A 25511-nucleotide genomic window follows, 5' to 3' on the forward strand; every position below is an offset into this window, starting at 1 on the left:
AGACACACAGGAGTTACTAGAACATCATGGGCATCAGATTTTATGGTTACCGCCTTATAGCCCTGATTTGAATTCTATTGAAAAGACTTGGGCATGGATTAAGAAAAAGAGAAAAGAATGGCAAGAGGATTGTATTGATCGACTCTTTCAGATGTTTTTTCATTTTTGTATGAGTAATTAGATTGTTTGACTATATTTTTTCAAAATATGAAGTTGCCGAAGGAGTAAATATCAGTTTAATAAAACCCAAAACAATAAGATGAAAAAGATATATTTCATAGCTTTTTTGTCCCATATAAATAAGAGGCTTAAACATTATTTTATTTTTATATTTATCTTGATAGCTATAAATTAGTATAGCTATCAATAAAGCAAATACTGTCATACTCCAAGTACTCACATCATGAATAGGTTTATAACAATATAAAAATATTAAGACTATAATCGTCATATATCTCAATTGATATAAACAGCGTACATATTTTTTATTATTATAAAGAAGACCTAACATACACCCTATTACAATAGCATCAAAGCTTGAAAAATAATGGTACAAATAGGCTTCATTTTTATCCATATAAAATTGTGAACGAAAATATATCGCGTATAAAATAATAAAAACAAAAATAGGATATATGCTTTTTATACTACTTATAAAAAATGTAAATATAATTGGAAAAGCGATATAAAAGACTTCCTCTACTGAAAGAGACCATAACACCCCTAATACATAGTTTACCCAACCATAGTGAATGATAAGTATATTCATGGAAAAAGTTAAAGCAGCTAAAACGGTCTCTGCATAAGAAACAGAAACACCATTTGGAGTATGATTGATAAAAACAGGAACTTTTAAGAAAACTAAAATAGATACAAGAAAAATTAATAGCGTTAAGCAGGGTAAAATCCTTGCTATTCTTCTTATATAAAAATCTTTTATATTAATATTTAATAAGGATGAATAACGCTTAATACTGGTTTGTGTAATTAAAAAACCTGAAATAACAAAGAAGATAGTCACACCATAATTTCCATTGCGGCATATTATATTTATCCAATCTAAGCCTTCTAAATGTATTTTATAAGGTATATTAAAATGATGTAAAAGTACTAGAAAAATAGAAATTCCTCTTAAAACATCTATAAAATAAATATGATTTTTTTTCACTTTTTTTAACTTCTAATTGATATCTTCACTAACGACAGAAATTTAACATGCCTCAATAGCTAATATTTTTTTTATTGTTCTATATCTGTATAAGATGACTTTAATAACTCAACACCTTTTCCCATTTCTCACACAAAAGTTCTTAATTGTGTCATAATATCAAGCAGTTTTATGGCTTGATTAGCGGTATTTATTTTATGAATCTTGAGCGAGTTGATTTAAACTTACTTATTTATCTCGATGTATTGCTACGTGAGAAAAATGTCACTCGTGCCGCTGAACAGTTGGGCGTTACACAACCAGCAATGAGCAATATTCTACGCAGACTTAGAACACTTTTTAATGATCCTTTATTAATTCGTTCTTCAGAGGGTATGACTCCAACTGAACGCGCCTTAGAGCTACAACCCCGTATTCGAGATGTACTTTCAGATTTATCAATGATCTTAGAACCTCGAACAGAGTTTAGACCTTATAAAAGTAATCGCGTCTTTAGAATTATGACTTCTGATTATGCTGAGGCCACACTTGTACCCAGATTGGTCAAAGCATTACGCGCAGAAGCGCCCAATGTTGTTTTAGACTTTTTAACGCCAAGTGATGTGTCTTATCGAGATATGGAACAAGGAAAAGTCGACTTAGCAATTAATCGTTTTAATGAAATTCCTCAAAGTTTTCACCAGATTTTAGTATGGCGTGATAGCTTTTCTTGCTTACTTAACCCAAATCATCCAAATATACACAATCTTAATTTAAAAAATTACTTAGATGCCCATCATATTTGGGTATCTAAAACAGGAATGGGCATTGGTTTTGGCGTTAATCCAGATAAACAAGCAGGTTTAGGTTGGATTGACCAAGCACTCGAAAGAATTGGGCAAAAGCGTAAAATATCTATTTTTACACGGCATTATCAAATGCCAGCTTTATTGACAAAAAATGTAGATTTAATCGCCACTCTACCAACGCGAATTGCACGACAACAAGCAAAACATCAGGGCTTAATTATTAAAGACCCACCTTTTTATATTCCAGATATTGAGCTTAAAATGGCATGGTGTCCGCTGTTACATCATCATCCCGCTCATCGTTGGTTACGACAATTGATTTTATATGTTGCTCGTCAAATGGTTGAAGAGGAAGGCCGTGAACTCTATCCAAACCATAGCCAAAATTTACATTATTAATAATTTCTTAGGTTGGTAATACATACCAACCTGTATGATTTTGTGTTAAAAATAAACTAAATAATGCCAAACTTATAAGCACAGGTGCATTGTGAGCTTTTTTCAAAGTATGATTATTGTCATCATCCTCATTGTAGGTGGTGGTTATTTGGCCCTCGCAGAAATCGCATTAGCGGGTGCACGAAAAGTAAAACTAAAAATTTTAGCAGAAGCTGGAGATGAGCGCGCTAAAAAGGTTCTAGACATTCAGGAGCAATCTGCCGACTTCTTTGCTGCATCTCAAATTGGCTTAAATGCAGCTGCAATTTTAGGTGGTATTGTTGGTGAACCAGCCTTTCGCGAATTATCGCTTAGAATTTTAAATCACTTTTTTGAAGGTGCTTGGATTGAAAATGCAGCCTTCGGTTTATCCTTCTTATTTGTAACACTTGCTTTTATTCTTTTTGCAGACTTCATGCCAAAACGTTTGGCCATGATTGCACCTGAAAAAATTGCAATGTCAGTCATCAATCCAACTTTAATTTATATCAGAATATGTAAGCCACTGGCTTGGATTATTAACTCGATTACAAACTTTTTATTTAGAATATTTAAAGTCAATACCATCCGTGAAGATAACATTACTTTCGACGATATTGCAGCCGTGATGGAAGCAGGTGCACAAGCAGGTGTTCTACAAAAACAAGAACATCATTTCATCGAAAATGTATTTGAACTTGAGGAACGTACCGTCCCATCAAGTATGACCACTCGAGAAAACGTCGTCTTTTTTACTCTCAATGAATCTGAAGAAAGTATTCGCCAAAAACTTGCTGAATACCCTTTTTCTAAATTTCTAGTCTGCAATGAAAATATTGATCAAGTCATTGGTTATGTAGACACAAAAGATATTCTGGTAAGAATTTTAAATCATCAAAAGATTAATCAGTTGAATGAATCTACTATTCGTACAGTACTGACTATTCCAGATACACTAACGCTTTCAGAATTACTTGATCGCTTCCGTGCAAGCAAAGAAAAATTTGCTGTTGTTATTAACGAATATGCTTGGGTAGTAGGTGTCATTACTCTCAGTGATGTTATGAGTACTGTAATGGGTGATTGGGTAACTCCAATGGATGAAGAGCAACAAATTATTAAACGTGATAGTAGCTCTTGGTTGATTGAAGGAAGTACACCAATCGAAGATATGAAGCATTCTTTAGATATTGATGAAATGCCTGACGAAGAAAACTATGAAACAGTTGCTGGATTTATGATGTACAAACTTAGAAAAGTACCTCGTCCAGCAGATTTTGTTGAGTTTAATGGCTTTAAATTTGAGGTTGTGGATGTAGATCACTATAAAATTGATCAACTCTTAGTAACACGTATTATGGATATTCCTATACTTATTCCTAAAGAGCCTTCTGAACCTCAAGAATAGTTCTAGTGCCATTGTTGTTGTAATAGATGAAGAGCATCTATAAAGCTTTTCATCTCCATAGCTTCTTCTGAATGAAAATCATCTTGTAAAAAATGATCAGGTAATTGCATTTCAGTTAAAATTTTATTCAGTGATTGTATTGTCTTAATCATTTGATAGCTAACTTAAATAAAAAACATCATATATAAAGTTAAATTAATGATAAAACCGAATGTTTTTATTATTATGATCGGGTAAGCAAATAAAAAGCCCTCAAATGAGAGCTTTTTATTTATTATTACAACTTAGCTATCTTTACGACGCATATGTGGGAATAACAATACATCACGAATACTCGGTGCATTTGCAAAAAGCATTACGAGACGATCAATACCAATTCCCTGCCCTGCAGTTGGTGGTAGACCATATTCAAGTGCTTCAATAAAGTCAGCATCATAATGCATTGCTTCATCATCACCAGCATCTTTTTCTTCAACTTGTGCTTGGAAACGTTCCGCTTGATCAATCGGATCATTTAACTCACTGAAACCATTTGCAAGTTCGCGACCACCCACAAAAAATTCAAAACGATCTGTCACATGTGGATTATCATCATTACGACGCGCAAGTGGTGACGTTTCTGCAGGATACTCTGTAATGAATGTTGGCTGTCTTAGTTTAGTCTCAACAGTTTCTTCAAAGACAATAGTTTGCAATCTGCCTAAACCAAAGCTTGGTTTTACTTCTTCTTTTAATGTTTCACGGACATAGTTTGCAAGAAATTCACGATCTGCAACGTTATCAGCCGTAAAGCTTGGATTATGCTCTAAAATAGCATCAAACATTGATATTTTTTTGAACGGCCCTTTAAAGCTATACACTTCATCACCATATGGTAAATCTGTAGAACCCAAAATATCTAATGCGAGTTTTTCGAGCATATTCTCTGTCAGTTGCATTAAATCTTTGTAGTCTGCGTATGCCTGATAGAATTCAATCATTGTAAATTCTGGGTTATGACGTGTAGATACCCCTTCATTTCTGAAGTTACGGTTAATCTCAAACACACGTTCAAATCCACCTACGACAAGACGCTTTAAATAAAGCTCAGGTGCGATACGAAGAAATAAATCCATATCTAATGCATTGTGATGCGTCACAAATGGTTTTGCAGAAGCACCACCCGGAATGATATGCATCATTGGTGTTTCAACTTCCATAAAGCGTTCAGCAATCAAATACTGACGAATACCTGCAACAACTTGTGCACGAATTTCAAATGTCTTACGTGTTTCGTCATTTACAATCAAATCCAAATAACGCTTACGATACTTTGCTTCCGTATCATTTAAACCATGGAATTTATCTGGTAATGGGCGTAAAGATTTTGTAAGTAATTCAAATTCTTGCAAATGTACATACAAATCCCCTTTGCCTGAACGACCAATATAACCAGTCGCAGCAACAATATCGCCTAAATCCAAACTTTTAATTGCATCTAATTGCGCTTTTGGTAAACCTTTGCGATCTACATAAAGTTGAATACGACCTGTCATGTCCTGCAAAACCATAAAAGAACCACGGTTTAACATGATACGACCTGCAACTTTCACATGGACTTGTTCAGATACTTCAATTTCAGCTTTATCTTTATTCTCAAATTGTTCTTGTAGATCGGCTGCATAGTGCTCACGTTTAAAACTATTTGGCCAAGGACTTACACCATTTTCCTTGGCTTGCTCTTGAATCTGTTTTAACTTGGCATGACGCTGTGCAATTAAATCGTTTTCGGAAATGGTTTGTTCAGAACTCGACTGAGCGTTTTTTTGCGTCATCTCTGCCTCTAAAAAAATAATAAAAAAGAAGTCCCATAGAATAGCAGAATTCACTTTCTTTTCTAATCTATTCTTCGCTAAGAATGCAAAAAATATTCATTTTTCGTCTTTCTTTAGACTATTTGCTAGCTTCCAAAAGCAAAAAACTTTTCTAGAATAAAAAAAACACGGCCAACGATGGCAGGAAATAAAGTTGGTCACCTATATCCAAATCAGATGTATTTATCAATGAAGGGATACGATATTAAAATATTATTCTTACACGGATTGGATTCGTCAAAAGAGTCAACGAAATTTCACACCATTGCATCTAAAAATAAATTTTGTATTAACGTTGACTACAGAAATTTGAACTTTGAAACTGTGCAATATTTCTACCAAGACACCATCCAAAAAATTAAACCAGACTTACTGATTGGCCATGGTATAGGTGGTTATTGGGCATTAAAAATGTCTTATCTCTTTCAGTTACCGACTATTGTTGCAAACCCAAGCTTAACGCCTACATTTAGAGCTGATTATCCTAAACTTGAAGAAGTCGACTTAAACCACGATATTCCGCAGGTTGCATATTTAGAACTAGGAGATGAACTTGTAGACATGCATAAAACACAGCGTTTTTTAGAGCATTTTATGTTTATCGAAACATATATAGGAGGATACCATCGATTAGAACACCCAGAGAATATCAATAAACTCATAGCATTCTTACAAAACAATTATAATCTATAAACATACCGACTCATTGTTCGGCATGTTTATAATATATCTAACCTTTTGTACTTTCTTGTAAAACTGACCAAACATTCATATCTAACGGCGCATCGAGTAACTCTAAATCTAACAATACAGATGTTCCAAGCACATCCAGATGACTCTTTTCAGCCAATTTTTGTGTCGCTCTTAAAGTTCCACCAGTTGCTAATACATCATCTACTAAAATTACTTTCTGAGGTTGAATGCTCGCAGATAATTCTAATTTGTCTGTACCATACTCTAAACTATATTCAACACCCACTACTGGTGGCGGAAGCTTTCCAGCCTTACGCACTAAAATTAAACCTTTATTTAAACGCTGTGCTAAAAAACTGGCTAATACAAATCCTCTCGCTTCGACTGCCATAAAACTATCCACATCCTTTAAGTATTGATCAGGTATGCTTTCAATTAATGCATCAGTCAAAGCATTAATTTGATCTAAAAATAAAGGGGTAAGGTCATAAAAACAAATTCCTTCTCGTGGAAAATCTGGAACAGTTCGTATATGTGACCAAAGCATTTCTGTAAGTTTCATAACCATTCATAAAGCGACTTAATTTATGCAATTTTATGTCTCCTCTTTATAAAAAACTATCTATTCGTGGTTATTTTCATATATTTTCTTCAATTCTTTTTTTAAATGACTGTTTAAACTACAGATGCTAAAAAATGAAACATCAATTTGAATATTTTCACTAAAGCCAGCAAAAATCTCCTGCTTCTTTTATAATACATCACGTTATAATTGTTAAACTGTACGACAATTTGCTGACAGGCACTTGTTTAACTCCCCCATCAGCACTTGGAGAAATTCATGAAAAAATATCAATGCATCGTCTGTGGCTTTATTTATGACGAAGCAGAAGGATGGCCAGAGGATGGTATTGCAGCAGGCACAAAATGGGATGATATCCCAGATGATTGGACTTGTCCTGACTGTGGTGTGACTAAAGTCGATTTTGAAATGATTGAAGTTGAATAATTTTTTTTAGACCATGTACTTACATGGTCTTTTCTTTTGGTCTTACACTGAGATTAACCTATGGAACATCCTATTATCATTATCGGCTCAGGTATGGCCGGATATACTTTAGCAAGAGAAATACGAAAACAAAATAAAGAACAAACATTAATAATGATCTGTGCTGATGATGCACAAAATTATGCCAAACCCACACTATCTAATGCATATGCCACTAAAAAACAACCGAATACCATCGCACTTGCAGATGCAACAAAAATGGCAACACAATTAAATATATTAATAAATAGCCACGCTGTTGTGGTAAACATTGACTCTAAAAATAAAATAATTAGCTATATGCAAAATGGGCAAAAAACAGATTTGAAATACTACAAATTGGTCTTAGCACTCGGTGCAACCCCTATAGTTCCTGAGCCACTAAAAGATCATCCTTCTGTTTTTAGTGTTAATAACTTACATGATTACGTCACCTTTAGATCGTTCATAGAAACGAAACCTGAAAAAAGAATTGTTATTGTTGGTGGTGGCCTAATAGGCTGTGAGTTTGCACACGATCTAAAAGCTTCAGGTTATGACATTACAGTTCTCGAAAAGAGCGCCTACCCACTTTCAGGTTTATTGCCTCAGCATATCGCTAAATTATTTCAAGACAAATTATCTCTATTAGGTATATCGTTTTTATGTGATACGACTGTGAAAGCGATAAATGATCACCATATTACGACACAGTCAAATCAGCAGATTCCTTACGATAGTATTTTATGTGCAATTGGTTTAAAACCTAATACCGAACTTGCGCAAGCCAGTGGCATTGAGGTAAATAAAGGTATTATAGCGAATACTCTATTAGAAACGAATCAGCCAGATATTTATGCACTAGGCGATTGTGTTGAGGTGAATGAGTTAATTCTTCCGTACGTCATGCCTTTAATGCAACAGGCAAAATCTCTAGCAAAAACACTCTTGGGTGAACCTACGCATCTACATTATCCGGCCATGCCAGTTGCCATTAAAACTCCAACAGCGCCACTTACTGTACTTCTCCCTCCTCAAAATATAACAGTGACATGGCATGATGAAATTTTAGAGGATGGACTTATTGCAAGCGCAATAGATTCAGAAAATACCTTGCGTGGTTTTATTTTGTTTGGTGCAACTGCCGCAAAGCAACGCATGTCTTTAACAAAACTTATACCAGACTTAATTGCACCTCAACTTACGATAAAAACATCATAAAACGAGATGAAAACTATGCCATCATTTCAACCCTCGCCCTATAGTCGTTTTATGCAAGAAGCAGTTATTGAAACACCAAATGGGCTTTCATTACATGTCGAAGTGGGTGGTAATCCAGACCATCCCTGTATATTACTTATTATGGGTTTAGGCGGACAAATGATTCATTGGCCTGATCAGTTTTGCGAAACACTTATTCAACAAGGATTTTATGTCATTCGATTTGACAATAGAGATATCGGCCTTTCGTCAAAAACTGAAGTTACGCACATACAAAAAAACCTTTTGAAGATGATGATCCGCTTTAAAATTGGCCTTAAAAATACACCTGTGACATATACACTTGAAGATATGGCAGATGATGCATTTATTATTCTTAAACAACTCCATATAAAAACTTGTTATGTCATTGGTGCATCTATGGGAGGTATGATTGCTCAAATTTTAGCTGCAAAATACCCTTCACTTGTTGCACGTGTTGGCTTATTATTTACAAGCAATAACGCACGTTTTCTTCCTAATCCTGGAATTAAGCAATTACAAATGTTCTTTACTAGAGCAAAATCAGCAAAAGAAGAAGATGTCGTACAACATAACATCAAGATTGCGAAAAATATTGGCTCTCCGAGCTATATAAACGTTACAGATATACGTAAAATATCTAAAATTGCTTATCAGCGTTCTTATGCGCCTTTCGGTGTATTACAACAACTTTTAGCAATATTATGTACTGGCTCCTTACTGAAATGGGATAAGAAAATTACACAACCCACGCTCGTTATCCATGGCGCATGTGATAAGCTACTTCCGCCAAAGCATGGAAAAGCTGTTGCAAAAGCAATAAACGGCGCAAAGTTTGAATTAATTTCAGGAATGGGGCATGATATTCCTACTGAGCTTATCCCACAGTTAAGTAAACTATTTGTACACCACTTTAAATCTTAAAAAAATATTAGGACATTATGGCTGCATTACCTTCTTTAAGACAGCTTTCTTACTTAGTCACCCTGTCTGAAACATTACATTTTACCGAAGCTGCGCGCAGATCTTTTGTTACACAGTCTACACTGTCTGGTGGCATTATGGAGCTAGAGCGCCTTCTTGGTGGTGTCTTAGTTGAGCGAGATCGACAAAATGTTCGTTTAACCCCGCTTGGAGAACAAGTCGTTGGACGAGCACGCGTTTTACTTGCAGATGCACAAGATTTAATGCGCCTCAGTCGTGAAATGAGTGAACCTCTTACTGGAGATTTACATCTCGGAATTATTCCAACCATTGCTCCTTTTATTCTGACTAAACTATTAGATGAAGTTCATCAGCATCTTCCAAAAATTCAGTTACATCTACACGAAGCACAGAGTGAGAAAATCGTTGAGAAGCTAGAGCATGGTAATCTAGATATGATTATTCTGGCTTTACCATTCGATACACGTGGCTTAAAAGTTGCTGAAATTTTTCAAGAAGATCTTATTTTGGTTTATAACAAACAAGATAAAGCATGTGCACAAGCAAACTCACTGGATGACCTTGAAATGTCACGCTTAATGTTACTTGAAGAAGGACATTGCTTACGTGACCACGTACTTAGTGTTTGCCCTATTGGCGACCGTAAGTCAGATCATCGTCTAAAAGCCAGTTCCTTACCAACACTGATTGAAATGGTTTCTTCAAATCTTGGGTATACACTCCTTCCAGAAATTTCATTAAACCGAAATATCTTACAATATCATCCAGATTTACAAGTTAAACGTATCGAGAATGCACCAAATAGAACGATTTCTCTTGTTACACGTAAAAGTACACCATTGCATAACGAGTTTGATGTCCTCGCACGTATCTTGCAAAAGATTACACGTGAACATGACTAAATAAGAACATAAAAAAAGGAAGCTTAGCTTCCTTTTTTTATAATAGATTATCTTACTCTTCAGACTTAGTTTCAGTGATCGCTTCTACACTTTCAACAACTTCAGCTTGCTCATCCGTCAGCTCTTCTTCATCTTCTGCTACTGCTTCAATAGAGACAACACCAACTAGAACTTCTTCATGTAAGCGAATAAGACGAACACCCTGTGCATTTCTTCCCGTTGTTGCAACCTCAGAAGCACGTGTACGTACCAAAGTACCTCCATTTGAGATAAGTAACATTTCTTTACTTTCATCAATGGAAACTGCACCAATCAGCTCACCATTTCGCTCACTGGTTTTGATTGCAATAATTCCCTTACCGCCACGTTTCTTCGTTGGGAAGTCATCTACAGGTGTACGTTTACCATAACCATGTGCACATGCACAAAGGACTTCACCATTTTCTGGTACAACCACAAGCGAAACAATTCGGCTAATAAGGTTCAAATCACCAGCATCATCTGCATTTTCATCATTTGAATCATCAATATCTGAATCTGCATCGTCCGCATCAGCTGTACTAGCAAGTGTTACACGCATGCCTCGTACACCGCGTGCTGTACGTCCCATGGCACGTACATCAGTTTCTGCAAAGCGGATTGCTTTCCCTTCATTAGAGAACAACATAATCTGTTGCTGACCATCGGTAATTGCAACACCTATAAGCGTATCTTCTTCATTTAGCTCAATTGCACGCAAACCATTTGAACGTACATTACTAAATTGTGAAAGATCGACACGTTTTACCGTACCTGAGGCAGTTGCCATAAATACGTAATGATCTTCTGGGAAATCCTTAACAGGTAGAATCGCAGTAATGGTTTCATTTGGCTCAAGCGGCAATAAATTTACCATTGGGCGACCTTTTGCTCCACGAGAAGCTTGTGGTACTTCAAATGCCTTTAAGCGATAGACTTTACCAACATTTGTAAAGCACAACACTGTTGAGTGATTTGATGTCACAATAAGATGCTGAATAATATCATCATCTTTCATTGATGTTGCAGATTTACCACGACCACCACGGCGCTGTGCCTGATAGTCTGAAAGTGGTTGTGTTTTTGCATAGCCTGTTTGAGAAACAGTCAATACAATTTGTTCTTCAGGAATTAAATCTTCACGAGAGAAGTCAATGCGTGACTCTACAATATCTGTACGACGCGCATCGCCATATTGCTGAAGAACTTGTGCAAGCTCCTCACGAATAACTGCCATCAGCAAGTTAAAGTCATTTAAAATTGCAGTTAGCTCAGCAATTTGTGACAATATTTCGCTATATTCTGCATGAAGTTTATCTTGCTCTAGGCCAGTTAAACGATGTAGACGTAATTCTAAAATTGCGCTCACTTGTGCAGGTGACAAACGATATTTATCTTCAGCTAAACCAAATGGACGGCTAAGATCTTCGCCTTCGATCACTTCTGGACGCACAGAAATTGAACCTGCTTTCTCCAGTAGGGCAACAACACTACCAGCTGCCCATTCATTTGCTAATAAACGTTCACGTGCTTGAGCAGGGTTTTCAGACGAACGAATCGTTTCTATAACTGCATCAATATTTGCAAGTGCAACAGTTAAGCCTTCTAAAATATGACCGCGCTCACGTGCTTTACGCAATTCAAACATCGTACGACGTGTAACCACTTCCTGACGATGACGAATGAACGCTGCGATAATATCTTTTAAGTTCATTAACTTAGGCTGACCATTATCTAGACAAACCATGTTAATGCTAAAGGAGTTCTCAAGCTGAGTATTTAAAAATAGATTATTAACAACAACTTCTGCATTTTCACCACGTTTTAAGTCAATGGCAATACGCATGCCTTCTTTATCTGACTCGTCACGAAGTTCTGAAATTCCCTCTATTTTCTTTTCTTTTACAAGTTCAGCAATACGCTCAATCACTCTTGCTTTATTAACTTGATATGGAATTTCAGTAAAGACAATTGTTGTACGACCTTTACTGTCTTCTTCGAAGTGGTATTTGCCACGAATATGTAAACGACCTTTACCTGTGCGGTAAGCATCTACAATACCCGACTTACCATAAATAATACCACCAGTTGGGAAGTCTGGGCCTGTCACATGCTCCATTAACCCTTCTACAGATATATTTGGATTATCTGCATAAGCAAGACAAGCATGAATGACTTCTGTCATATTATGAGGTGCCATATTGGTTGCCATACCAACAGCAATACCTGCAGCCCCATTAATTAATAGGTTTGGAATACGTGTCGGTAAAACCTGTGGTATACGCTCCGAACCATCATAGTTATCTTCCCAGTCGACCGTATCCTTTTCTAAATCGGCCAATAATTCATGTGCAAGGCGCGTCATACGTACTTCTGTATAACGCATCGCAGCAGCACTGTCACCGTCTATAGAACCAAAGTTTCCCTGACCATCAACCAGTTGATAGCGTAAACTAAAGTCTTGCGCCATACGTACGATAGTTTCATAAACAGCCGAATCACCATGTGGGTGATATTTACCAATAACATCACCTACCACACGTGCAGATTTTTTATAGGCTTTGTTATAGTCATTGCCCAACTCGTGCATAGCAAAAAGCACACGACGATGAACGGGTTTAAGGCCATCTCTCACATCTGGCAATGCACGAGAAACAATCACACTCATGGCATAATCTAAATACGAGTGCTTGAGTTCATCCTCAATGGCAATCGGTCTTATTTCCGATACGCTCATGCATACTCCTTGTTTTTTTGATTAGTCATGCTAATCATAAATCTTCAAAAATCAGATAGAATTGAGTTCAAAAGCTCAAACTAAAATTAAAAAATATAACGCTTAATTTTAACATATTTGCCATTTTATTTGTGTGATGAAAGTTAAAGTTCATCTATTTTTTTGGCGAGAAAATGTAATATTTTTTACAAAAAAAGTTGATCATTTTCTTAAGCTTATATTTTATTCAAGGTAAAAATAAAAAATGCCTCATTATGAGGCATTTTTACGCATTCGAGGTCTAAATTTTTGAAACGAGCTCTGGAATAACCTCGTTTAAATCGCCTACTAACCAGTAGTCAGCGACAGCATTTATTGGCGCCTCTTCATCTTTGTTAATTGCAACAATGACTTTAGAATCTTTCATACCAGCCAAATGCTGAATTGCACCTGAAATACCAACAGCAATATAAAGCTCAGGAGCAACGATTTTACCTGTCTGGCCCACTTGCATATCGTTTGGTACAAAGCCTGCATCTACTGCTGCACGAGAAGCACCCTGCGCTGCACCTAGCTTATCAGCTAGAGGGTCAAGTACTGCATGATAGTTTTCTGCAGAACCAACACCACGACCACCTGAAACCACAACACGTGCTGCTGCAAGCTCTGGACGCTCAGATTGAATAATCTCTTCAGCAATAAATTTAGATAAACCTGCATCTTCTGCATCTGTAATGGTTTCAACAGATGAATTTCCTGCATCTGATGCAACTGCTTCAAATGCTGTTGTACGTACAGTACCTAAAATAACAGTTTCTTCAGATTGCACTGTAGCAATAGCATTACCCGCATAGATTGGACGCTTGAACGTATTTGCAGATTCAACAGCAATAATATCTGTAACCATGCTGACATCTAGAAGTGCTGCCACACGCGGTAAAATATTTTTACCTGTTGTTGTAGAAGCAGCCAAAACATGTGAATAATTTTTTGCAATTTTAGCAATCAATGCTGCTACGTTTTCAGCAAGTTGATGAGCATATACAGCTTGATCAGCAAGGATAACTTTTGTTACACCTGCAACCTTTGCAGCTTGTTCTGCTACCGCACTTACGCCTTGACCTGCAACTAAAACAGTAATATCACTACCAATTTTCTGTGCCGCTGCAACAACATTTAAAGTCGCACCACCAAGTGCTTTGTTGTCATGATCAGCGATTACCAAAATACTCATGTTCTATCCCTTGTATTAGATCACTTTCGCTTCGTTTTTAAGCTTTTCTACAAGCTCATCTACTGAAGATACTTGCACGCCAGCTTTACGCTCAGGTGGATTTTCAACTTTAATGGTTTTTAGTTTTGTACCCGTCGCCACACCATAATCAGCAGGTGATTTTACATCTAACTGCTTCTTACGTGCTTTCATAATGTCAGGGAGCTTCACATAACGTGGTTCATTCAAACGCAAGTCTGATGTGATTACTGCTGGAAGTGAAAGTTCAATCGTCTGTAAACCACCATCGATTTCACGTGTAACTTGTGCTTTTCCATCTTCAATATGAATTTGAGATGCAAAAGTTGCCTGTCCTGAACCAATTAAGGCAGAAAGCATTTGACCGACTTGATTTGAATCATCATCAATCGCTTGCTTACCAAGTAATATCAATTCAGGTTTTTCTTCGGCCACGATGCCTTTCAATACTTTTGCGACTTCTAAAGCACCAATTTCATCATTTGTTTCAACTAAAATTGCACGGTCTGTACCAAGTGCCATAGATGAACGTAATTGTTCTTGAGCTTCTTTCGCTCCTACAGAAACAACTACAATTTCAGAAACAACCCCTTTTTCTTTAAGGCGTACTGCTTCTTCGACAGCAATCTCACAAAATGGATTAATTGACATTTTAACGTTAGTTAAATCAACACCACTGTTGTCCGACTTAATGCGAACTTTTACATTGGCATCTACGACACGTTTGACAGCAACAAGAGCCTTCATGTAATCCTCGGCTATGTTTAATGATATGGAGGGAAAAAGCAAAATGCTTTTTTAATTTATCTTTACGTGCCTATCTTGCATTGTACGCTATCTTTTGGTCAAGTCACAATTCTTCTTCTTAGCGGGTTTTGGGTAAAAAAACATACATTTAATTGCATAAAAAATAATTATTTTCACGAATTAAATTGGATCATTCTATTTTTTTATATGAAAAACAAATATTTAAACAACAAATACCAAGTGATCAGACAAATATTACATCAATTTTACTGATATAAAACATAAAAACAATTCAACGTACAAATATACCCCTTGAAGCTTGCATTCCTCGCCAAGGGGCATAACGTGCTAGATTAATGTGTAATAAGCCAAGTTGCTGCGAGCATAATCATTGTACCTGAGCCCACATCTACCCATTTTTGTTTATTTGCATCGAAATGTGTACGGCGCACGAATTTACCAACCAATAGACTTAAACCCGAATATACGACAAAGCATAAGCCAATAAAAATAAAAGACAAACTTAATCCCTGTACAATCGTGTTGCCCGTTTGATTCATAAATTGAGGTAAAATAGCAAAATAAATAAGCATGCCTTTGGGATTAAGTAATGCTGTAAAAAAACCTTTTTTGATCGGGCTTTTTACCACTTTTTTATTCAGCTTTAATGCCTCGTTATTTGAAAAAGCTGTTCTAAACAGTTGAAAGGCTAAAAATAATAAATATGCAACACCAATATATCGAATTGCATCGAATAATAAGGGATAAGCAATAATAATTGCAGATACTCCGAGAGCCACTAATATGGAGTGAATGAGGTAGCCAAGACATACCCCAAGCGTAGCCATAACCCCTGCTCTAGCATCTTTTCCAACCACTTGAGATAAAATAAAAATCATATCTGGACCCGGTGTAAATACCAATGGAATTATTGTTAGCGTAAATAAAACTAGATCAGACATTTAGACCCCCCAAACCGTTACTACCGAATGGGCGTATTATCTAAATTTTTTTATAAAATAGGATTGCAAATATTCTATAATTATTCATATTTTTAGAATTATCTGTGAAAAAATGAAAGTTAAATCATCAAATATTTCAGTAAGCTTAGATAGAATCGATAAAAATATTATTCGGCATCTACAAGAGAATGGCAGAATTCAAAATAATGACCTTGCCAGACATGTTGGGCTTTCACCATCTTCTTGCTTACGACGCGTTAAAATTTTAGAAGAAGCCAACATTATTCAAAGCTATACCACTCTAGTAGATCCGCAAAAGGTCGGTTTACAGCTCATTCTGTTTTCACGCATATGGCTTATTGGACAAGATGCAGAAACCATCGATCTTTTTATCGAAGCAATGAAAGAACTCCCACAAGTCATGGAGTGCTATATTATTTTAGGTGAGTGTGATGCTATGCTAAAAGTTGTTGTACCCGATTTAGAAAGTTACCGTAAATTTCAATCTGGACATCTCACTAAAAAAAATGGCATTACAAGCGTCAAAACCGATTTACCAAGTCAAATTATTAAACAAAGTTACCAATTGCCCTTATAAATATATAAAAGGATAAATCATGAGTTTTGTATCCCCTGTTCAACTTTGTATGAATAATATCCGAATTGAACCTTTAGACTTTTCACATGAGACAGGATTAATTGAAGCATGTAAAGATGGGGAGCTTTGGAAACTTAGAATTACCTCTACACCTCACTTTACCCAAGTCAAAGAATATATCGAACTCGCACAAAAACAACGCCAAGAAGGTTCAAGATTTGCATTTGTGGTTATCGATGAAACATCTGGAAAAATTTTAGGAACCACCAGCTATCACGATATTTTAGCATCCGTAAAACGTGTTAAAATTGGCTATACTTGGTATGCACAATCTGTACAACGCACCCATGTTAATACAACATGTAAATTACTTTTAATGAAACATGCTTTTGAAACCTTACAATGCAATGTTGTGGGGTTACGTACAGATATTTTTAATTTCAAAAGTCAAAAAGCGATTGAACGACTCGGGGCTAAAAGAGACGGTATTATTCGAGGTGACGCATTAAGAAAAGATGGTACGGTTCGAGATACAGTAATGTATAGCATTACTGCTGGAGAATGGGCTAATGTACATGCACATCTCTTAGATTTATTATCAAAATATGAATAGCTTCATAAACTATTCTACTTTGACCTTTTGTGCACGTGGATGTGCCTGATCATATACAGAAGCCAATCGGTCAAAGTCTAAATGTGTATAAATTTGTGTCGTAGACAAATTACTATGACCAAGCATCTCTTGTACGGCACGTAAATCTCCACTACCAGAGAGTAAATGGCTTGCAAAACAATGTCTCAATAAATGTGGATGGAGGTCAACATTTACACCTGCACGTTGTGCTTGAAATTTGACACGTTTTTCAATTTGTCTAGCACCTAGTGGCTCACCGCACCGTTGTGAAATAAACACAGCATCATCAGATTTAAATTCACGTTTCCATACACGATAAACTTGAAGCCATGTCAGAATCGCATTTTTTGCACTCTCTCCAAACGGTACAATTCGAGTTTTATTTCCTTTCCCTGTAATGCGAATGAGTTTTCGTTGAAAATCAATATCTTTGAATGTTAATCCTTGAATTTCCGATAGACGAATGCCACTAGAATATAATAGTTCAAGTAAAGCTTTGTCTCTTATCCAAAGTTGCTGTTGAATATGATTTTTGGGCGCAGGTTGATCTAAAATCTGAATAATAGTTTCAGGGTCGACCAGTCCAGGTAATGGCCGCGCATGGCGTTTAAGTTGAAAATCTTTAGTAACGTTTTGAGCGATCAGATGATTCTCACTTACCCATTTCATAAATTGCCGAATGGCACTGAGTTGACGTTGTAAGCTACTACGACTCAAACGCCCTTGTTCTACCTTAAACGTCAAAAACTCACGTAAATCAGATGTTTCTATAGAGTGAAGATCTAATGCCTTATTTTCACAAAACTTAAGAAAGTCTGTGACATCTCGTGAATAGGCTTGAATAGTTTGCACAGATTGATTTTGATTTCTACGCGAAATCAACCAATTCTCTAACCAATCCCATACTGTATTCACATTGATGTCCCAGATTTAAGAAAAAGCACTCGCAGTTGGTGCTTTTTCAATAGATGAACTTAGCCTTGGAAATAACGTAGATCCAAACGTCCTTCATAAACGGTAGATGTCGGACCTGTCATCCATACCACACCACCCTCTTTCCAAGCAATGTGTAAACGACCACCCGCAAGCTCTATTTCAACTTCACTTGATAAAAGGCCACGGCGCATAGCACTTACTGCTGCTGCACATGCACCTGTACCACACGCGAGCGTTTCACCTACACCACGTTCAAATACACGTAGTCGAGCATGTTTCTCATCTAAAATTTGTAAAAAACCTGCATTCACACGTTGAGGAAAGCGAATATGCTTTTCAATCTGAGGACCAAGCAATGGAACATCTACATTTAAGACATCGGGTACAACAGTAATCGCATGCGGATTCCCCATATTAACCACGTCAATTTTTACAATTAATCCATCTGCAAGAGATAAATCATAAAGTTCCTCTTGTTCTTCAGCAGCAAAAGGAATTTCATGTGGCAAAAATTTAGGTAGGCCCATATTTACACGCACCCAACCATTCGGGCCTAGTTCGGGTTCAACAATACCAGACTGAGTTTGTACTCGAATTTTGGTTTTGCGTGTAAGTTGACGATCATGGACAAACCGTGCAAAACAACGTACGCCATTGCCACACTGTTCTACCTCTGAGCCATCCGCATTGTAAATACGATATTTAAAATCTACATTCGGTAAATCTGGTGGCTCAACAATAAGAAGTTGATCAAAACCTATGCCAAAGTGCCGATCTGCTAAACGCTGAATAGTGAGTGTATCTAATTCAGCCTTTTGACTAATCAGATCAACGACCATGAAGTCATTCCCAAGACCATGCATTTTTGTAAATTCAAGTAACACTTTTTATTCCTCAGGCAATAAACGTTCTCTTTCCCATAATGACTCAATGGTTTCACGCTCACGGATTAAATGTGCTTTATGACCTTCAACCATAACTTCAGCAGCACGACCACGCGTATTATAGTTTGAGCTCATCACGAATCCATAAGCACCTGCACCAAATATAGCAAGTGTATCGTTTTCTTTAAGAGATAATTTACGATCTTTTGCTAAAAAGTCACCAGTTTCACAAATTGCACCCACGATGTCCCATACTTTAGCTTTGGTTTTCTTCAGCTCAGTTACAGGCTGTACATCCATCCACGCTTGATACAATGACGGACGAATTAAATCATTCATAGCTGCATCGACAATTGCAAAATTACGATGACTGGTTGGTTTTAATAAATCAACTTTAGTTAAAAGCACACCCGCATTTGCGCTAATGCTTCGACCTGGTTCCATAAACACTTTAAGCCCGAGTTTTTCAAGCGCAGGTTGAAGTGCATTGGCAAACTGTTTCGCTGTAGGAGGTGTTTCGTCTTTATAGACAACCCCTAATCCACCACCAATATCAATATGTTGAAGCTCAATACCCATTTTTTTTAATTTTTCAATCATGACCATTAAACGTGCAAGCGCATCTTCAAATGGTTGGGTCTCAGTCAACTGTGAACCAATATGACAGTCAATTCCAATGATATCTAAATGTGGTAATTGATTAGCATACTCATAAGTCTCATATACAGCATCACTTTGAATACCAAACTTATTTTCTTTTAAACCTGTAGAAATATAAGGGTGAGTATTGGCATCGACATCTGGATTTACACGTAGTGAAATTGGTGCTTTTACATTAAGTTTAGCTGCCACTTTTTCTATACGATCAAGTTCGGCATGAGATTCCACATTAAAACATGCAATACCGACTTCCAAAGCCTTTTGAATATCTGCTTCAGATTTACCAAGTCCTGAAAAAACAACTTTTTTAGGATCACCACCCGCCGCAATCACACGTGCAAGCTCCCCTCCAGTTACAATATCAAAACCAGCACCAAGCTTGGATAATACATTTAAAACCGCGAGATTTGAGTTTGACTTTACTGCATAGCAAATTTGATGATCTATATAAGAAAACGCCTTGTCCAATTCAGTATAATGTTTTTCAAAAGCAGCTTTTGAATATACATATAGTGGCGTACCAAACTCTTGTGCAACTTGCTCTAATGAGCAATGCTCTGCATGCAAAACCCCTTGAATGCGGTCAAATGTCATCATAAAATCCTTAAAAAATTAATCTTTCTGTGTTGTATTTGGCTCAGAAACAGACTGAGATGTTGCCGGATCTGTTTGTTCAGCACTTTGCTTATGATGCCAAAGTAAATATTTTGGTCTTTTGTCTAGATTCGGATCACTTGTAAGTTGCAATGCACCTGGTTGGCCACAACCGACCAAGCTTCCGACTAACATCAAGCCAATTACGCCCACTAAATTGCGCATAAACTTACCTTTTTTCATATTTTAAAGCAGTATACATTGATGCAAAACGCTTTTGTATCTTAGATTATGGGTTTCAAGCTTTTATATAGCTTAAAATATGCTCACTTTTTTCTTGGTTTTAAGAAAAAATATCCAACCACTAAAAGTACAAACCAAATTGGACTGACCTTTAAAGCTTGAAACGTATCTGGCTCAAGCGATAAGACATATAACATCATCACAAAAAATAAAATGACGATCCAGCAAGTTACTAAACCACCTGGCATCTTAAACTTAGACTGTGCATGAAGTGTTGGCCGTGTTTTATAATAGACCATATAACTCCAAATAATCATTAGCCAGACACAAATAAATAATATCGTTGACAATGTCGTTGCTAAGGTAAATGCTTTAATTGTATCGGGTACAAAGTACTGTAATGCAGCACCACCCAATAAACATAATGCGGAGAAATATAAGGCATTTGCAGGAACATGGCGTGAAGTTAAAATACCAAATAATTTCGGCCCTTGCCCTTCTCTTGATAAACCAAAAAGCATTCTACTGGTCGAAAAGACACCACTGTTCATAGATGACATTACAGATGAAAGCACAACTAAATTCATAATAATTGCAGCAGCCGCGATGCCTGCTTGACTAAATAAACTGACAAATGGACTCATATTTGGATTTACATGATTCCATGGCGTAACAGACATTACGACAGTCAAAGAAAGTACATAAAAGATTATTATACGTACAGGAATCGAATTTACCGCTTTAGGTAAGTTGCGTTCAGGATCTTGTGTTTCCGCAGCAGTTGTTCCAACCAATTCTACACCGACGAATGCAAAAATTGCGATTTGAAAGCCTGCGAGAAATCCATTTAGCCCTTGAGGAAACAAGCCACCATTTGCCCATAAATGTGTAAAAGAAGCAATATCTCCAGAGGTAGAGGTAAATCCTGTAAATACCATCCAAAGCCCTACCGCAATCAATACAACAATTGCAATAATTTTAACTAGGGCAAACCAAAATTCCATTTCACCAAATAGTTTTACAGTAACGAGGTTTAACCCCATAATAAAAAAGATAGATGCCACACAAATAAGTGCACTTTCCTGCGGGCTAAACGGCACACCATGATTAAAGAACTGCAAATAATTAATAATTGCTGAAAGATCGGCAATACCTATAGAGATCCAACATAACCAATACGTCCAACCAATAAAATAACCTGCCCAAGGGCCAATTAAATCTGTCGCAATATCAATAAATGACTTATATTCTAAATTTGATAGTAACAGTTCACCTAAAGCGCGCATGACAAAAAACACCATGACACCAATAATCATATAAATAAATAAGATAGAAGGTCCAGCTAAAGAAATAGTCTTACCAGAACCCATAAATAGACCTGTTCCAATAGCGCCACCAATAGCAATCAATTGTAAATGTCGATTGGATAAACTTTTTTGTAATTCTCCACCATGCTGAGAATCATGGATATTCTGATTAGACATGACTTACTAGCTTTTAAAAACGATTGAGCAAAGTTACCGTAAATTCGAATAAAAATAAAAATAAAATGTTATTTTTAGAAAAAATATTATAAAAAATGCCTATTTTAACTATAAATACGAAAAAATGAGTACTTTATTTCATCAAATTTCAACGTTTCTGAGGTATCTCGATCGGTGTTATAATCACTTGTTACTTTAATATTTATCTTTTCAAAGAACTTTAGGTGTGGGTAAATTTACTCTATGAGCAAAGCCAAAACGGTTTATCGTTGTGAACAATGTGGTACAGATCATTCGAAATGGGCAGGTCAATGCAGTGAATGTGGTGAATGGAACAGTTTACTTGAGGTTCGTCTAGACACAGCAACGCCACACCGTGCCCGCCCTAAAGTCAGTGGTGGTTACGCAGGTCAGGCATCAAGTGTGACTACCCTCAAAGATGTTTCTATTTCTCATGAATCGCGTCTTCCAACTGGCATCAGCGAATTCGATAGAGTACTCGGAGGAGGTCTAGTCACTGGTTCAGTAGTACTTATTGGTGGTGACCCAGGTATTGGAAAATCTACAATTTTACTGCAAACAGCGACGCACATGGCAGACACAAAACGTGCTGCTTTATACGTTACAGGTGAAGAATCTTTATCTCAAGTTGCCTTACGCGCCCAAAGACTTGATCTACCTACCACTCACTTGAAAGTTATGGCAGAAACATGTGTTGAGCGTATTTGTGAGGTTTTAGCACAAGAAAGACCAGCAGTTGCAATACTAGATTCGATTCAAACGCTTTACACCGAAACTTTACAGTCTGCGCCGGGTGGTGTATCACAAATACGAGAGTCTGCTGCTCTTTTAACACGATTTGCAAAACATAGTGGAACAGCACTATTTATTGTAGGTCATGTTACAAAAGAAGGTGCTCTGGCAGGTCCACGTGTCCTTGAGCACATGGTGGACTGTGTACTTTATTTTGAAGGACAGTCAGATTCTCGCTACCGCATGATACGTGCTGTAAAAAATAGATTTGGTGCAGTGAATGAACTTGGTGTCTTCGGCATGACAGATAAGGGACTTAAAGAAGTATCTAATCCTTCTGCGATTTTCCTCAGTCGTTATGATGAAGCAATTCCTGGTTCTATTGTAATGATTAGTCGCGAAGGTACACGCCCTCTTTTGGTAGAGGTACAAGCCTTAGTCGATGATGCACATGGACAGGCAAGACGAGTTTCTTTAGGACTTGATCAAAACAGATTGAATATGCTGCTGGCCGTTATGCATAGACACGGTGGTATTCAGACCACAGGGCAAGACGTGTATGTAAACATTGTAGGTGGTTTAAAAATTACAGAAACAGGTTCAGATTTAGCAGTACTTCTTGCATGTGCATCCAGTTTACGTGGCAAATCACTCCCACAGCAACTTGCTGTATTTGGTGAAGTTGGCTTATCTGGGGAAATTCGTCCCGTACCAAATGGACAAGAGCGACTGAAAGAGGCGATTAAACACGGCTTTGAATATATTATTTTGCCTAGAGCCAATGCACCTCAAAAGCCAATTCCTGGGGTTAAAGTCATTGCAGTTGCAAGACTTCACGAAGCATTATCAGAAGCACTTCAATTAGAAAATTAATTTTTTATTGCGTTTTTAGTACTTTTATTAAAAACGCCTCCCCACTTTCACTTATTTTTTAAATATATTATTTAGTTACAATAAGTACTTAGATCTTTGTCTATCGTATAGGTTTCATTTGTTATAATAAAATTTACACTTAGCTATTGAATTTTTTTCACTTTGCCTTCATAAATAGGTAACTCACTTTAATTTTTAATAGGAAAAATTAATGAAATTACGCCAACGTGGCTTAGTTGCAAGTATCTTAATAGCAACTTTGGTGGTTTCACCGTTGGTCGATGCAAAACGTGCAGGCAACGGCAAAAGCCAAGGTATGCAACGTTCAATCGCACCAAGTCAGTCTAGTCAACAGCAACAACGTGTTAGACCACAGCCTGCCCCAACTTACAACAATACAGCACCTCAACCTCAGCAAAAACAAGGTTCTGGTATTGGTAAAATGGTTGCTGCTGGTGCCGCTGGTGCTGCAGTTGGTGCATTAGCAACACATGCGCTTGCAGACAACAACCATAATAATGCGACAAATAACGCAAATACTGGTACTGCGACAGCAAATGAAGCAACTGCAACACAAAATACAGCACCTCAACAACAAGCTGAACAACCTGCAGAGAAAAAATCAGGTGGTTTACCGTGGTTGTGGATTATTTTGATCGCAGGCGCAGCGTTCTTTATTTTCCGTAAAATGAGTGCAAAAAAAAAGTCGGAGGGTAACAACAACCCTTATGCACCAAACAATGGTTCACCATCTTTTGGTTCAAACTCAACGACAACAAACACATCCAACAATGATACAAATATTTTTGGACAAAGCGTTGGTGGTGGTACAAACATGAATACGCAAGCACCTTTTACAAACAATGGTAATCAGTTACCAGATGGCACTGAACAGGCTGCTTTCTTACGTGTTGCACGTCAGCGTTTTAATCATATTCAGTCCATTAATAGCGCAAGTAACATTGAAGAAATTCGTCGTTATTTAACAAATGACTTATATAACTCAATGTATCAAGACATCATGGCTAACCAAGAGCAAGATGTTGCTGAGTTTGAAAACCTAACTGCAACCTTAGTCGATAGTACGACTGAAAATGGTCAGTACATCGCAAGTGTTCGCTTTACAGGTATGGTTTCAGAAGACTTAAACAGTACTGCAAAACCATTCTCTGAAGTTTGGCATTTTGTAAAACCTGTTAACTCTCAACAAGATTGGATTGTTGCAGGTATTCAAGTCGAAAACTAAAAACACATTAGAAAAAAGCCAGTCTCAGGACTGGCTTTTTTTATATTTAAGCAATGGTCTTATAAAATTGTAAGAAGCCATCTTCGTCTTGCTGAGTAAAATGATACTCTGTCTCTATACATTGTTGTTTACTTAGCTGAGTGTTTAGTGTCGTTTTCTTATATTTCATTACGTTATCTCCTCCTACGAGTTGAATATCGAAAATATAAGGAATATGTTCTTTCGCAAGTAACTTCTTAATACGTGCACAGTTTTTATGCCAGTTTGCGATATCACCATCACGTGTCGCTTTAAGCTTTAACAAGATTTTATATTCTTTATCTATACACTCAATTTCCTGTTCTCCATTTACATAAAATGCTTTTAAAGCTTCTGCACTTTTTGTAATGGTATATGGATGATTCAGTGTTGTTATTGTAAGTTGATACGTTTGTTGATTTGGCATAATTCTTCTCTTCCTAGGTTGGT

Annotated in this window: 26 protein-coding genes; 12 read left to right on the forward strand and 14 right to left on the reverse strand. The window is 36.8% G+C overall.

The features are described 5' to 3' along the window. Window positions 1-181: transposase (locus I2F23_RS06540; RefSeq protein ID WP_195771759.1), on the forward strand; the 181-nt coding region annotated here is incomplete at its 5' end. Window positions 182-190: 9 nt separating this feature from the next. Here I2F23_RS06540 and I2F23_RS06545 read toward each other — a convergent pair. Continuing rightward, a complete protein-coding gene (locus tag I2F23_RS06545) occupies window positions 191-1168 on the reverse strand; it encodes an acyltransferase family protein (RefSeq protein ID WP_195771760.1) in 978 nt (325 codons plus the stop codon). 197 nt (window positions 1169-1365) lie between these two features. On the opposite strand from I2F23_RS06545, the gene I2F23_RS06550 reads away from it, so the two are divergent. Beyond that, the gene (locus tag I2F23_RS06550; protein ID WP_195771761.1) at window positions 1366-2355 is read left to right on the forward strand and encodes a LysR family transcriptional regulator; all 990 of its coding nucleotides are present in this window, start codon (window positions 1366-1368) and stop codon (window positions 2353-2355) included. 91 nt (window positions 2356-2446) lie between these two features. Next, window positions 2447-3781 carry a hemolysin family protein gene (locus tag I2F23_RS06555; protein ID WP_195771762.1) on the forward strand — a complete coding sequence of 445 codons (1335 nt, stop codon included), beginning with the start codon at window positions 2447-2449 and terminating at the stop codon, window positions 3779-3781. A gap of 2 nt (window positions 3782-3783) precedes the next feature. Here the strand turns inward: I2F23_RS06555 and I2F23_RS06560 are convergent, their stop codons facing one another. Further along, window positions 3784-3933 (reverse strand): hypothetical protein, encoded by a 150-nt coding sequence (locus I2F23_RS06560; protein ID WP_195771763.1) that lies wholly within the window; start codon window positions 3931-3933, stop codon window positions 3784-3786. Between the two features lie 132 nt (window positions 3934-4065). Continuing rightward, entirely contained in the window at window positions 4066-5595 is a 1530-nt protein-coding gene (gene lysS / locus I2F23_RS06565) for a lysine--tRNA ligase (RefSeq protein ID WP_195771764.1), read from the reverse strand. 228 nt (window positions 5596-5823) lie between these two features. Between lysS and I2F23_RS06570 the strand changes: the two genes are divergently transcribed. After that, window positions 5824-6327, forward strand: coding sequence for a YqiA/YcfP family alpha/beta fold hydrolase (locus tag I2F23_RS06570; RefSeq protein ID WP_195771816.1), 504 nt, complete (start codon window positions 5824-5826; stop codon window positions 6325-6327). A gap of 37 nt (window positions 6328-6364) precedes the next feature. Here the strand turns inward: I2F23_RS06570 and I2F23_RS06575 are convergent, their stop codons facing one another. Next, window positions 6365-6889 (reverse strand): adenine phosphoribosyltransferase, encoded by a 525-nt coding sequence (locus I2F23_RS06575; RefSeq protein ID WP_407648002.1) that lies wholly within the window; start codon window positions 6887-6889, stop codon window positions 6365-6367. 279 nt (window positions 6890-7168) lie between these two features. On the opposite strand from I2F23_RS06575, the gene rubA reads away from it, so the two are divergent. The 4 genes from rubA to oxyR are packed head-to-tail and all read left to right on the forward strand — an operon-like array spanning window position 7169 to window position 10443. Continuing rightward, window positions 7169-7336 (forward strand): rubredoxin RubA, encoded by a 168-nt coding sequence (gene rubA, locus I2F23_RS06580; RefSeq protein WP_195771766.1) that lies wholly within the window; start codon window positions 7169-7171, stop codon window positions 7334-7336. Window positions 7337-7396: 60 nt separating this feature from the next. Beyond that, window positions 7397-8575 carry an FAD-dependent oxidoreductase gene (locus tag I2F23_RS06585; RefSeq protein WP_195771767.1) on the forward strand — a complete coding sequence of 393 codons (1179 nt, stop codon included), beginning with the start codon at window positions 7397-7399 and terminating at the stop codon, window positions 8573-8575. A gap of 6 nt (window positions 8576-8581) precedes the next feature. After that, window positions 8582-9520 (forward strand): alpha/beta fold hydrolase, encoded by a 939-nt coding sequence (locus I2F23_RS06590; protein WP_195771768.1) that lies wholly within the window; start codon window positions 8582-8584, stop codon window positions 9518-9520. A gap of 17 nt (window positions 9521-9537) precedes the next feature. Then, the gene (gene oxyR / locus I2F23_RS06595; RefSeq protein ID WP_195771769.1) at window positions 9538-10443 is read left to right on the forward strand and encodes a LysR family transcriptional regulator OxyR; all 906 of its coding nucleotides are present in this window, start codon (window positions 9538-9540) and stop codon (window positions 10441-10443) included. Between the two features lie 52 nt (window positions 10444-10495). Here the strand turns inward: oxyR and gyrA are convergent, their stop codons facing one another. From gyrA to I2F23_RS06615, 4 genes are all read right to left on the reverse strand, one after another. Continuing rightward, complete coding sequence (gene gyrA, locus I2F23_RS06600; RefSeq protein WP_195771770.1) at window positions 10496-13198, reverse strand: DNA gyrase subunit A; 2703 nt, start codon at window positions 13196-13198, stop codon at window positions 10496-10498. 280 nt (window positions 13199-13478) lie between these two features. Beyond that, window positions 13479-14411: an FAD-binding protein gene (locus I2F23_RS06605; RefSeq protein WP_195771771.1), complete on the reverse strand. Its 933-nt coding sequence runs from the start codon at window positions 14409-14411 to the stop codon at window positions 13479-13481. A 15-nt stretch (window positions 14412-14426) separates the two neighbouring features. Continuing rightward, a complete protein-coding gene (locus I2F23_RS06610) occupies window positions 14427-15176 on the reverse strand; it encodes an electron transfer flavoprotein subunit beta/FixA family protein (RefSeq protein WP_195771772.1) in 750 nt (249 codons plus the stop codon). A gap of 353 nt (window positions 15177-15529) precedes the next feature. After that, window positions 15530-16138: a LysE family translocator gene (locus I2F23_RS06615; protein WP_195771773.1), complete on the reverse strand. Its 609-nt coding sequence runs from the start codon at window positions 16136-16138 to the stop codon at window positions 15530-15532. A gap of 112 nt (window positions 16139-16250) precedes the next feature. On the opposite strand from I2F23_RS06615, the gene I2F23_RS06620 reads away from it, so the two are divergent. Both I2F23_RS06620 and I2F23_RS06625 read left to right on the forward strand, forming a co-directional pair. Continuing rightward, entirely contained in the window at window positions 16251-16736 is a 486-nt protein-coding gene (locus I2F23_RS06620) for an Lrp/AsnC family transcriptional regulator (protein ID WP_195771774.1), read from the forward strand. Window positions 16737-16755: 19 nt separating this feature from the next. Further along, complete coding sequence (locus I2F23_RS06625; protein WP_195771775.1) at window positions 16756-17349, forward strand: GNAT family N-acetyltransferase; 594 nt, start codon at window positions 16756-16758, stop codon at window positions 17347-17349. Between the two features lie 9 nt (window positions 17350-17358). On the opposite strand, the gene I2F23_RS06630 is transcribed toward I2F23_RS06625, so the two are convergent. The 5 genes from I2F23_RS06630 to I2F23_RS06650 all read right to left on the reverse strand — a co-directional run bounded on the left by I2F23_RS06630 (window position 17359) and on the right by I2F23_RS06650 (window position 22171). Then, window positions 17359-18285, reverse strand: a complete 927-nt coding sequence (locus I2F23_RS06630) for a tyrosine recombinase XerC (protein ID WP_195771776.1) — start codon at window positions 18283-18285, stop codon at window positions 17359-17361. Between the two features lie 59 nt (window positions 18286-18344). Continuing rightward, window positions 18345-19190, reverse strand: a complete 846-nt coding sequence (gene dapF / locus I2F23_RS06635) for a diaminopimelate epimerase (RefSeq protein WP_195771777.1) — start codon at window positions 19188-19190, stop codon at window positions 18345-18347. Window positions 19191-19193: 3 nt separating this feature from the next. Next, entirely contained in the window at window positions 19194-20444 is a 1251-nt protein-coding gene (gene lysA, locus I2F23_RS06640) for a diaminopimelate decarboxylase (protein ID WP_195771778.1), read from the reverse strand. 18 nt (window positions 20445-20462) lie between these two features. Further along, window positions 20463-20669 carry a hypothetical protein gene (locus tag I2F23_RS06645; protein ID WP_195771779.1) on the reverse strand — a complete coding sequence of 69 codons (207 nt, stop codon included), beginning with the start codon at window positions 20667-20669 and terminating at the stop codon, window positions 20463-20465. Between the two features lie 101 nt (window positions 20670-20770). Next, a complete protein-coding gene (locus tag I2F23_RS06650; protein ID WP_195771780.1) occupies window positions 20771-22171 on the reverse strand; it encodes an amino acid permease in 1401 nt (466 codons plus the stop codon). Window positions 22172-22414: 243 nt separating this feature from the next. On the opposite strand from I2F23_RS06650, the gene radA reads away from it, so the two are divergent. Beyond that, a complete protein-coding gene (gene radA / locus I2F23_RS06655) occupies window positions 22415-23797 on the forward strand; it encodes a DNA repair protein RadA (protein WP_195771781.1) in 1383 nt (460 codons plus the stop codon). A 211-nt stretch (window positions 23798-24008) separates the two neighbouring features. After that, window positions 24009-25043 (forward strand): Tim44 domain-containing protein, encoded by a 1035-nt coding sequence (locus tag I2F23_RS06660; RefSeq protein WP_195771782.1) that lies wholly within the window; start codon window positions 24009-24011, stop codon window positions 25041-25043. A 46-nt stretch (window positions 25044-25089) separates the two neighbouring features. On the opposite strand, the gene I2F23_RS06665 is transcribed toward I2F23_RS06660, so the two are convergent. Further along, on the reverse strand, window positions 25090-25488 hold the full coding sequence (locus I2F23_RS06665) for a hypothetical protein (RefSeq protein ID WP_195771783.1): 399 nt from the start codon (window positions 25486-25488) through the stop codon (window positions 25090-25092). Between the last annotated feature and the right edge of the window lie 23 nt (window positions 25489-25511).

The sequence above is a fragment of the Acinetobacter pollinis genome, assembly GCF_015627175.1.
Taxonomy (GTDB): domain Bacteria; phylum Pseudomonadota; class Gammaproteobacteria; order Pseudomonadales; family Moraxellaceae; genus Acinetobacter; species Acinetobacter pollinis.

What these genes read in the sequence shown, in the direction of transcription:
- I2F23_RS06550 (WP_195771761.1), top strand. Translation starts at nt 1,366, where the DNA reads ATGAATCTTGAGCGAGTTGATTTAAACTTACTTATTTATCTCGATGTA.
- I2F23_RS06560 (WP_195771763.1), bottom strand. Translation starts at nt 3,933, where the DNA reads ATGATTAAGACAATACAATCACTGAATAAAATTTTAACTGAAATGCAA.
- lysS (WP_195771764.1), bottom strand. Translation starts at nt 5,595, where the DNA reads ATGACGCAAAAAAACGCTCAGTCGAGTTCTGAACAAACCATTTCCGAA.
- I2F23_RS06570 (WP_195771816.1), top strand. Translation starts at nt 5,824, where the DNA reads ATGAAGGGATACGATATTAAAATATTATTCTTACACGGATTGGATTCG.
- I2F23_RS06575 (WP_407648002.1), bottom strand. Translation starts at nt 6,889, where the DNA reads ATGAAACTTACAGAAATGCTTTGGTCACATATACGAACTGTTCCAGAT.
- rubA (WP_195771766.1), top strand. Translation starts at nt 7,169, where the DNA reads ATGAAAAAATATCAATGCATCGTCTGTGGCTTTATTTATGACGAAGCA.
- I2F23_RS06585 (WP_195771767.1), top strand. Translation starts at nt 7,397, where the DNA reads ATGGAACATCCTATTATCATTATCGGCTCAGGTATGGCCGGATATACT.
- I2F23_RS06590 (WP_195771768.1), top strand. Translation starts at nt 8,582, where the DNA reads ATGAAAACTATGCCATCATTTCAACCCTCGCCCTATAGTCGTTTTATG.
- oxyR (WP_195771769.1), top strand. Translation starts at nt 9,538, where the DNA reads ATGGCTGCATTACCTTCTTTAAGACAGCTTTCTTACTTAGTCACCCTG.
- gyrA (WP_195771770.1), bottom strand. Translation starts at nt 13,198, where the DNA reads ATGAGCGTATCGGAAATAAGACCGATTGCCATTGAGGATGAACTCAAG.
- I2F23_RS06605 (WP_195771771.1), bottom strand. Translation starts at nt 14,411, where the DNA reads ATGAGTATTTTGGTAATCGCTGATCATGACAACAAAGCACTTGGTGGT.
- I2F23_RS06610 (WP_195771772.1), bottom strand. Translation starts at nt 15,176, where the DNA reads ATGAAGGCTCTTGTTGCTGTCAAACGTGTCGTAGATGCCAATGTAAAA.
- I2F23_RS06615 (WP_195771773.1), bottom strand. Translation starts at nt 16,138, where the DNA reads ATGTCTGATCTAGTTTTATTTACGCTAACAATAATTCCATTGGTATTT.
- I2F23_RS06620 (WP_195771774.1), top strand. Translation starts at nt 16,251, where the DNA reads ATGAAAGTTAAATCATCAAATATTTCAGTAAGCTTAGATAGAATCGAT.
- I2F23_RS06625 (WP_195771775.1), top strand. Translation starts at nt 16,756, where the DNA reads ATGAGTTTTGTATCCCCTGTTCAACTTTGTATGAATAATATCCGAATT.
- lysA (WP_195771778.1), bottom strand. Translation starts at nt 20,444, where the DNA reads ATGACATTTGACCGCATTCAAGGGGTTTTGCATGCAGAGCATTGCTCA.
- I2F23_RS06645 (WP_195771779.1), bottom strand. Translation starts at nt 20,669, where the DNA reads ATGCGCAATTTAGTGGGCGTAATTGGCTTGATGTTAGTCGGAAGCTTG.
- I2F23_RS06650 (WP_195771780.1), bottom strand. Translation starts at nt 22,171, where the DNA reads ATGTCTAATCAGAATATCCATGATTCTCAGCATGGTGGAGAATTACAA.
- radA (WP_195771781.1), top strand. Translation starts at nt 22,415, where the DNA reads ATGAGCAAAGCCAAAACGGTTTATCGTTGTGAACAATGTGGTACAGAT.
- I2F23_RS06660 (WP_195771782.1), top strand. Translation starts at nt 24,009, where the DNA reads ATGAAATTACGCCAACGTGGCTTAGTTGCAAGTATCTTAATAGCAACT.
- I2F23_RS06665 (WP_195771783.1), bottom strand. Translation starts at nt 25,488, where the DNA reads ATGCCAAATCAACAAACGTATCAACTTACAATAACAACACTGAATCAT.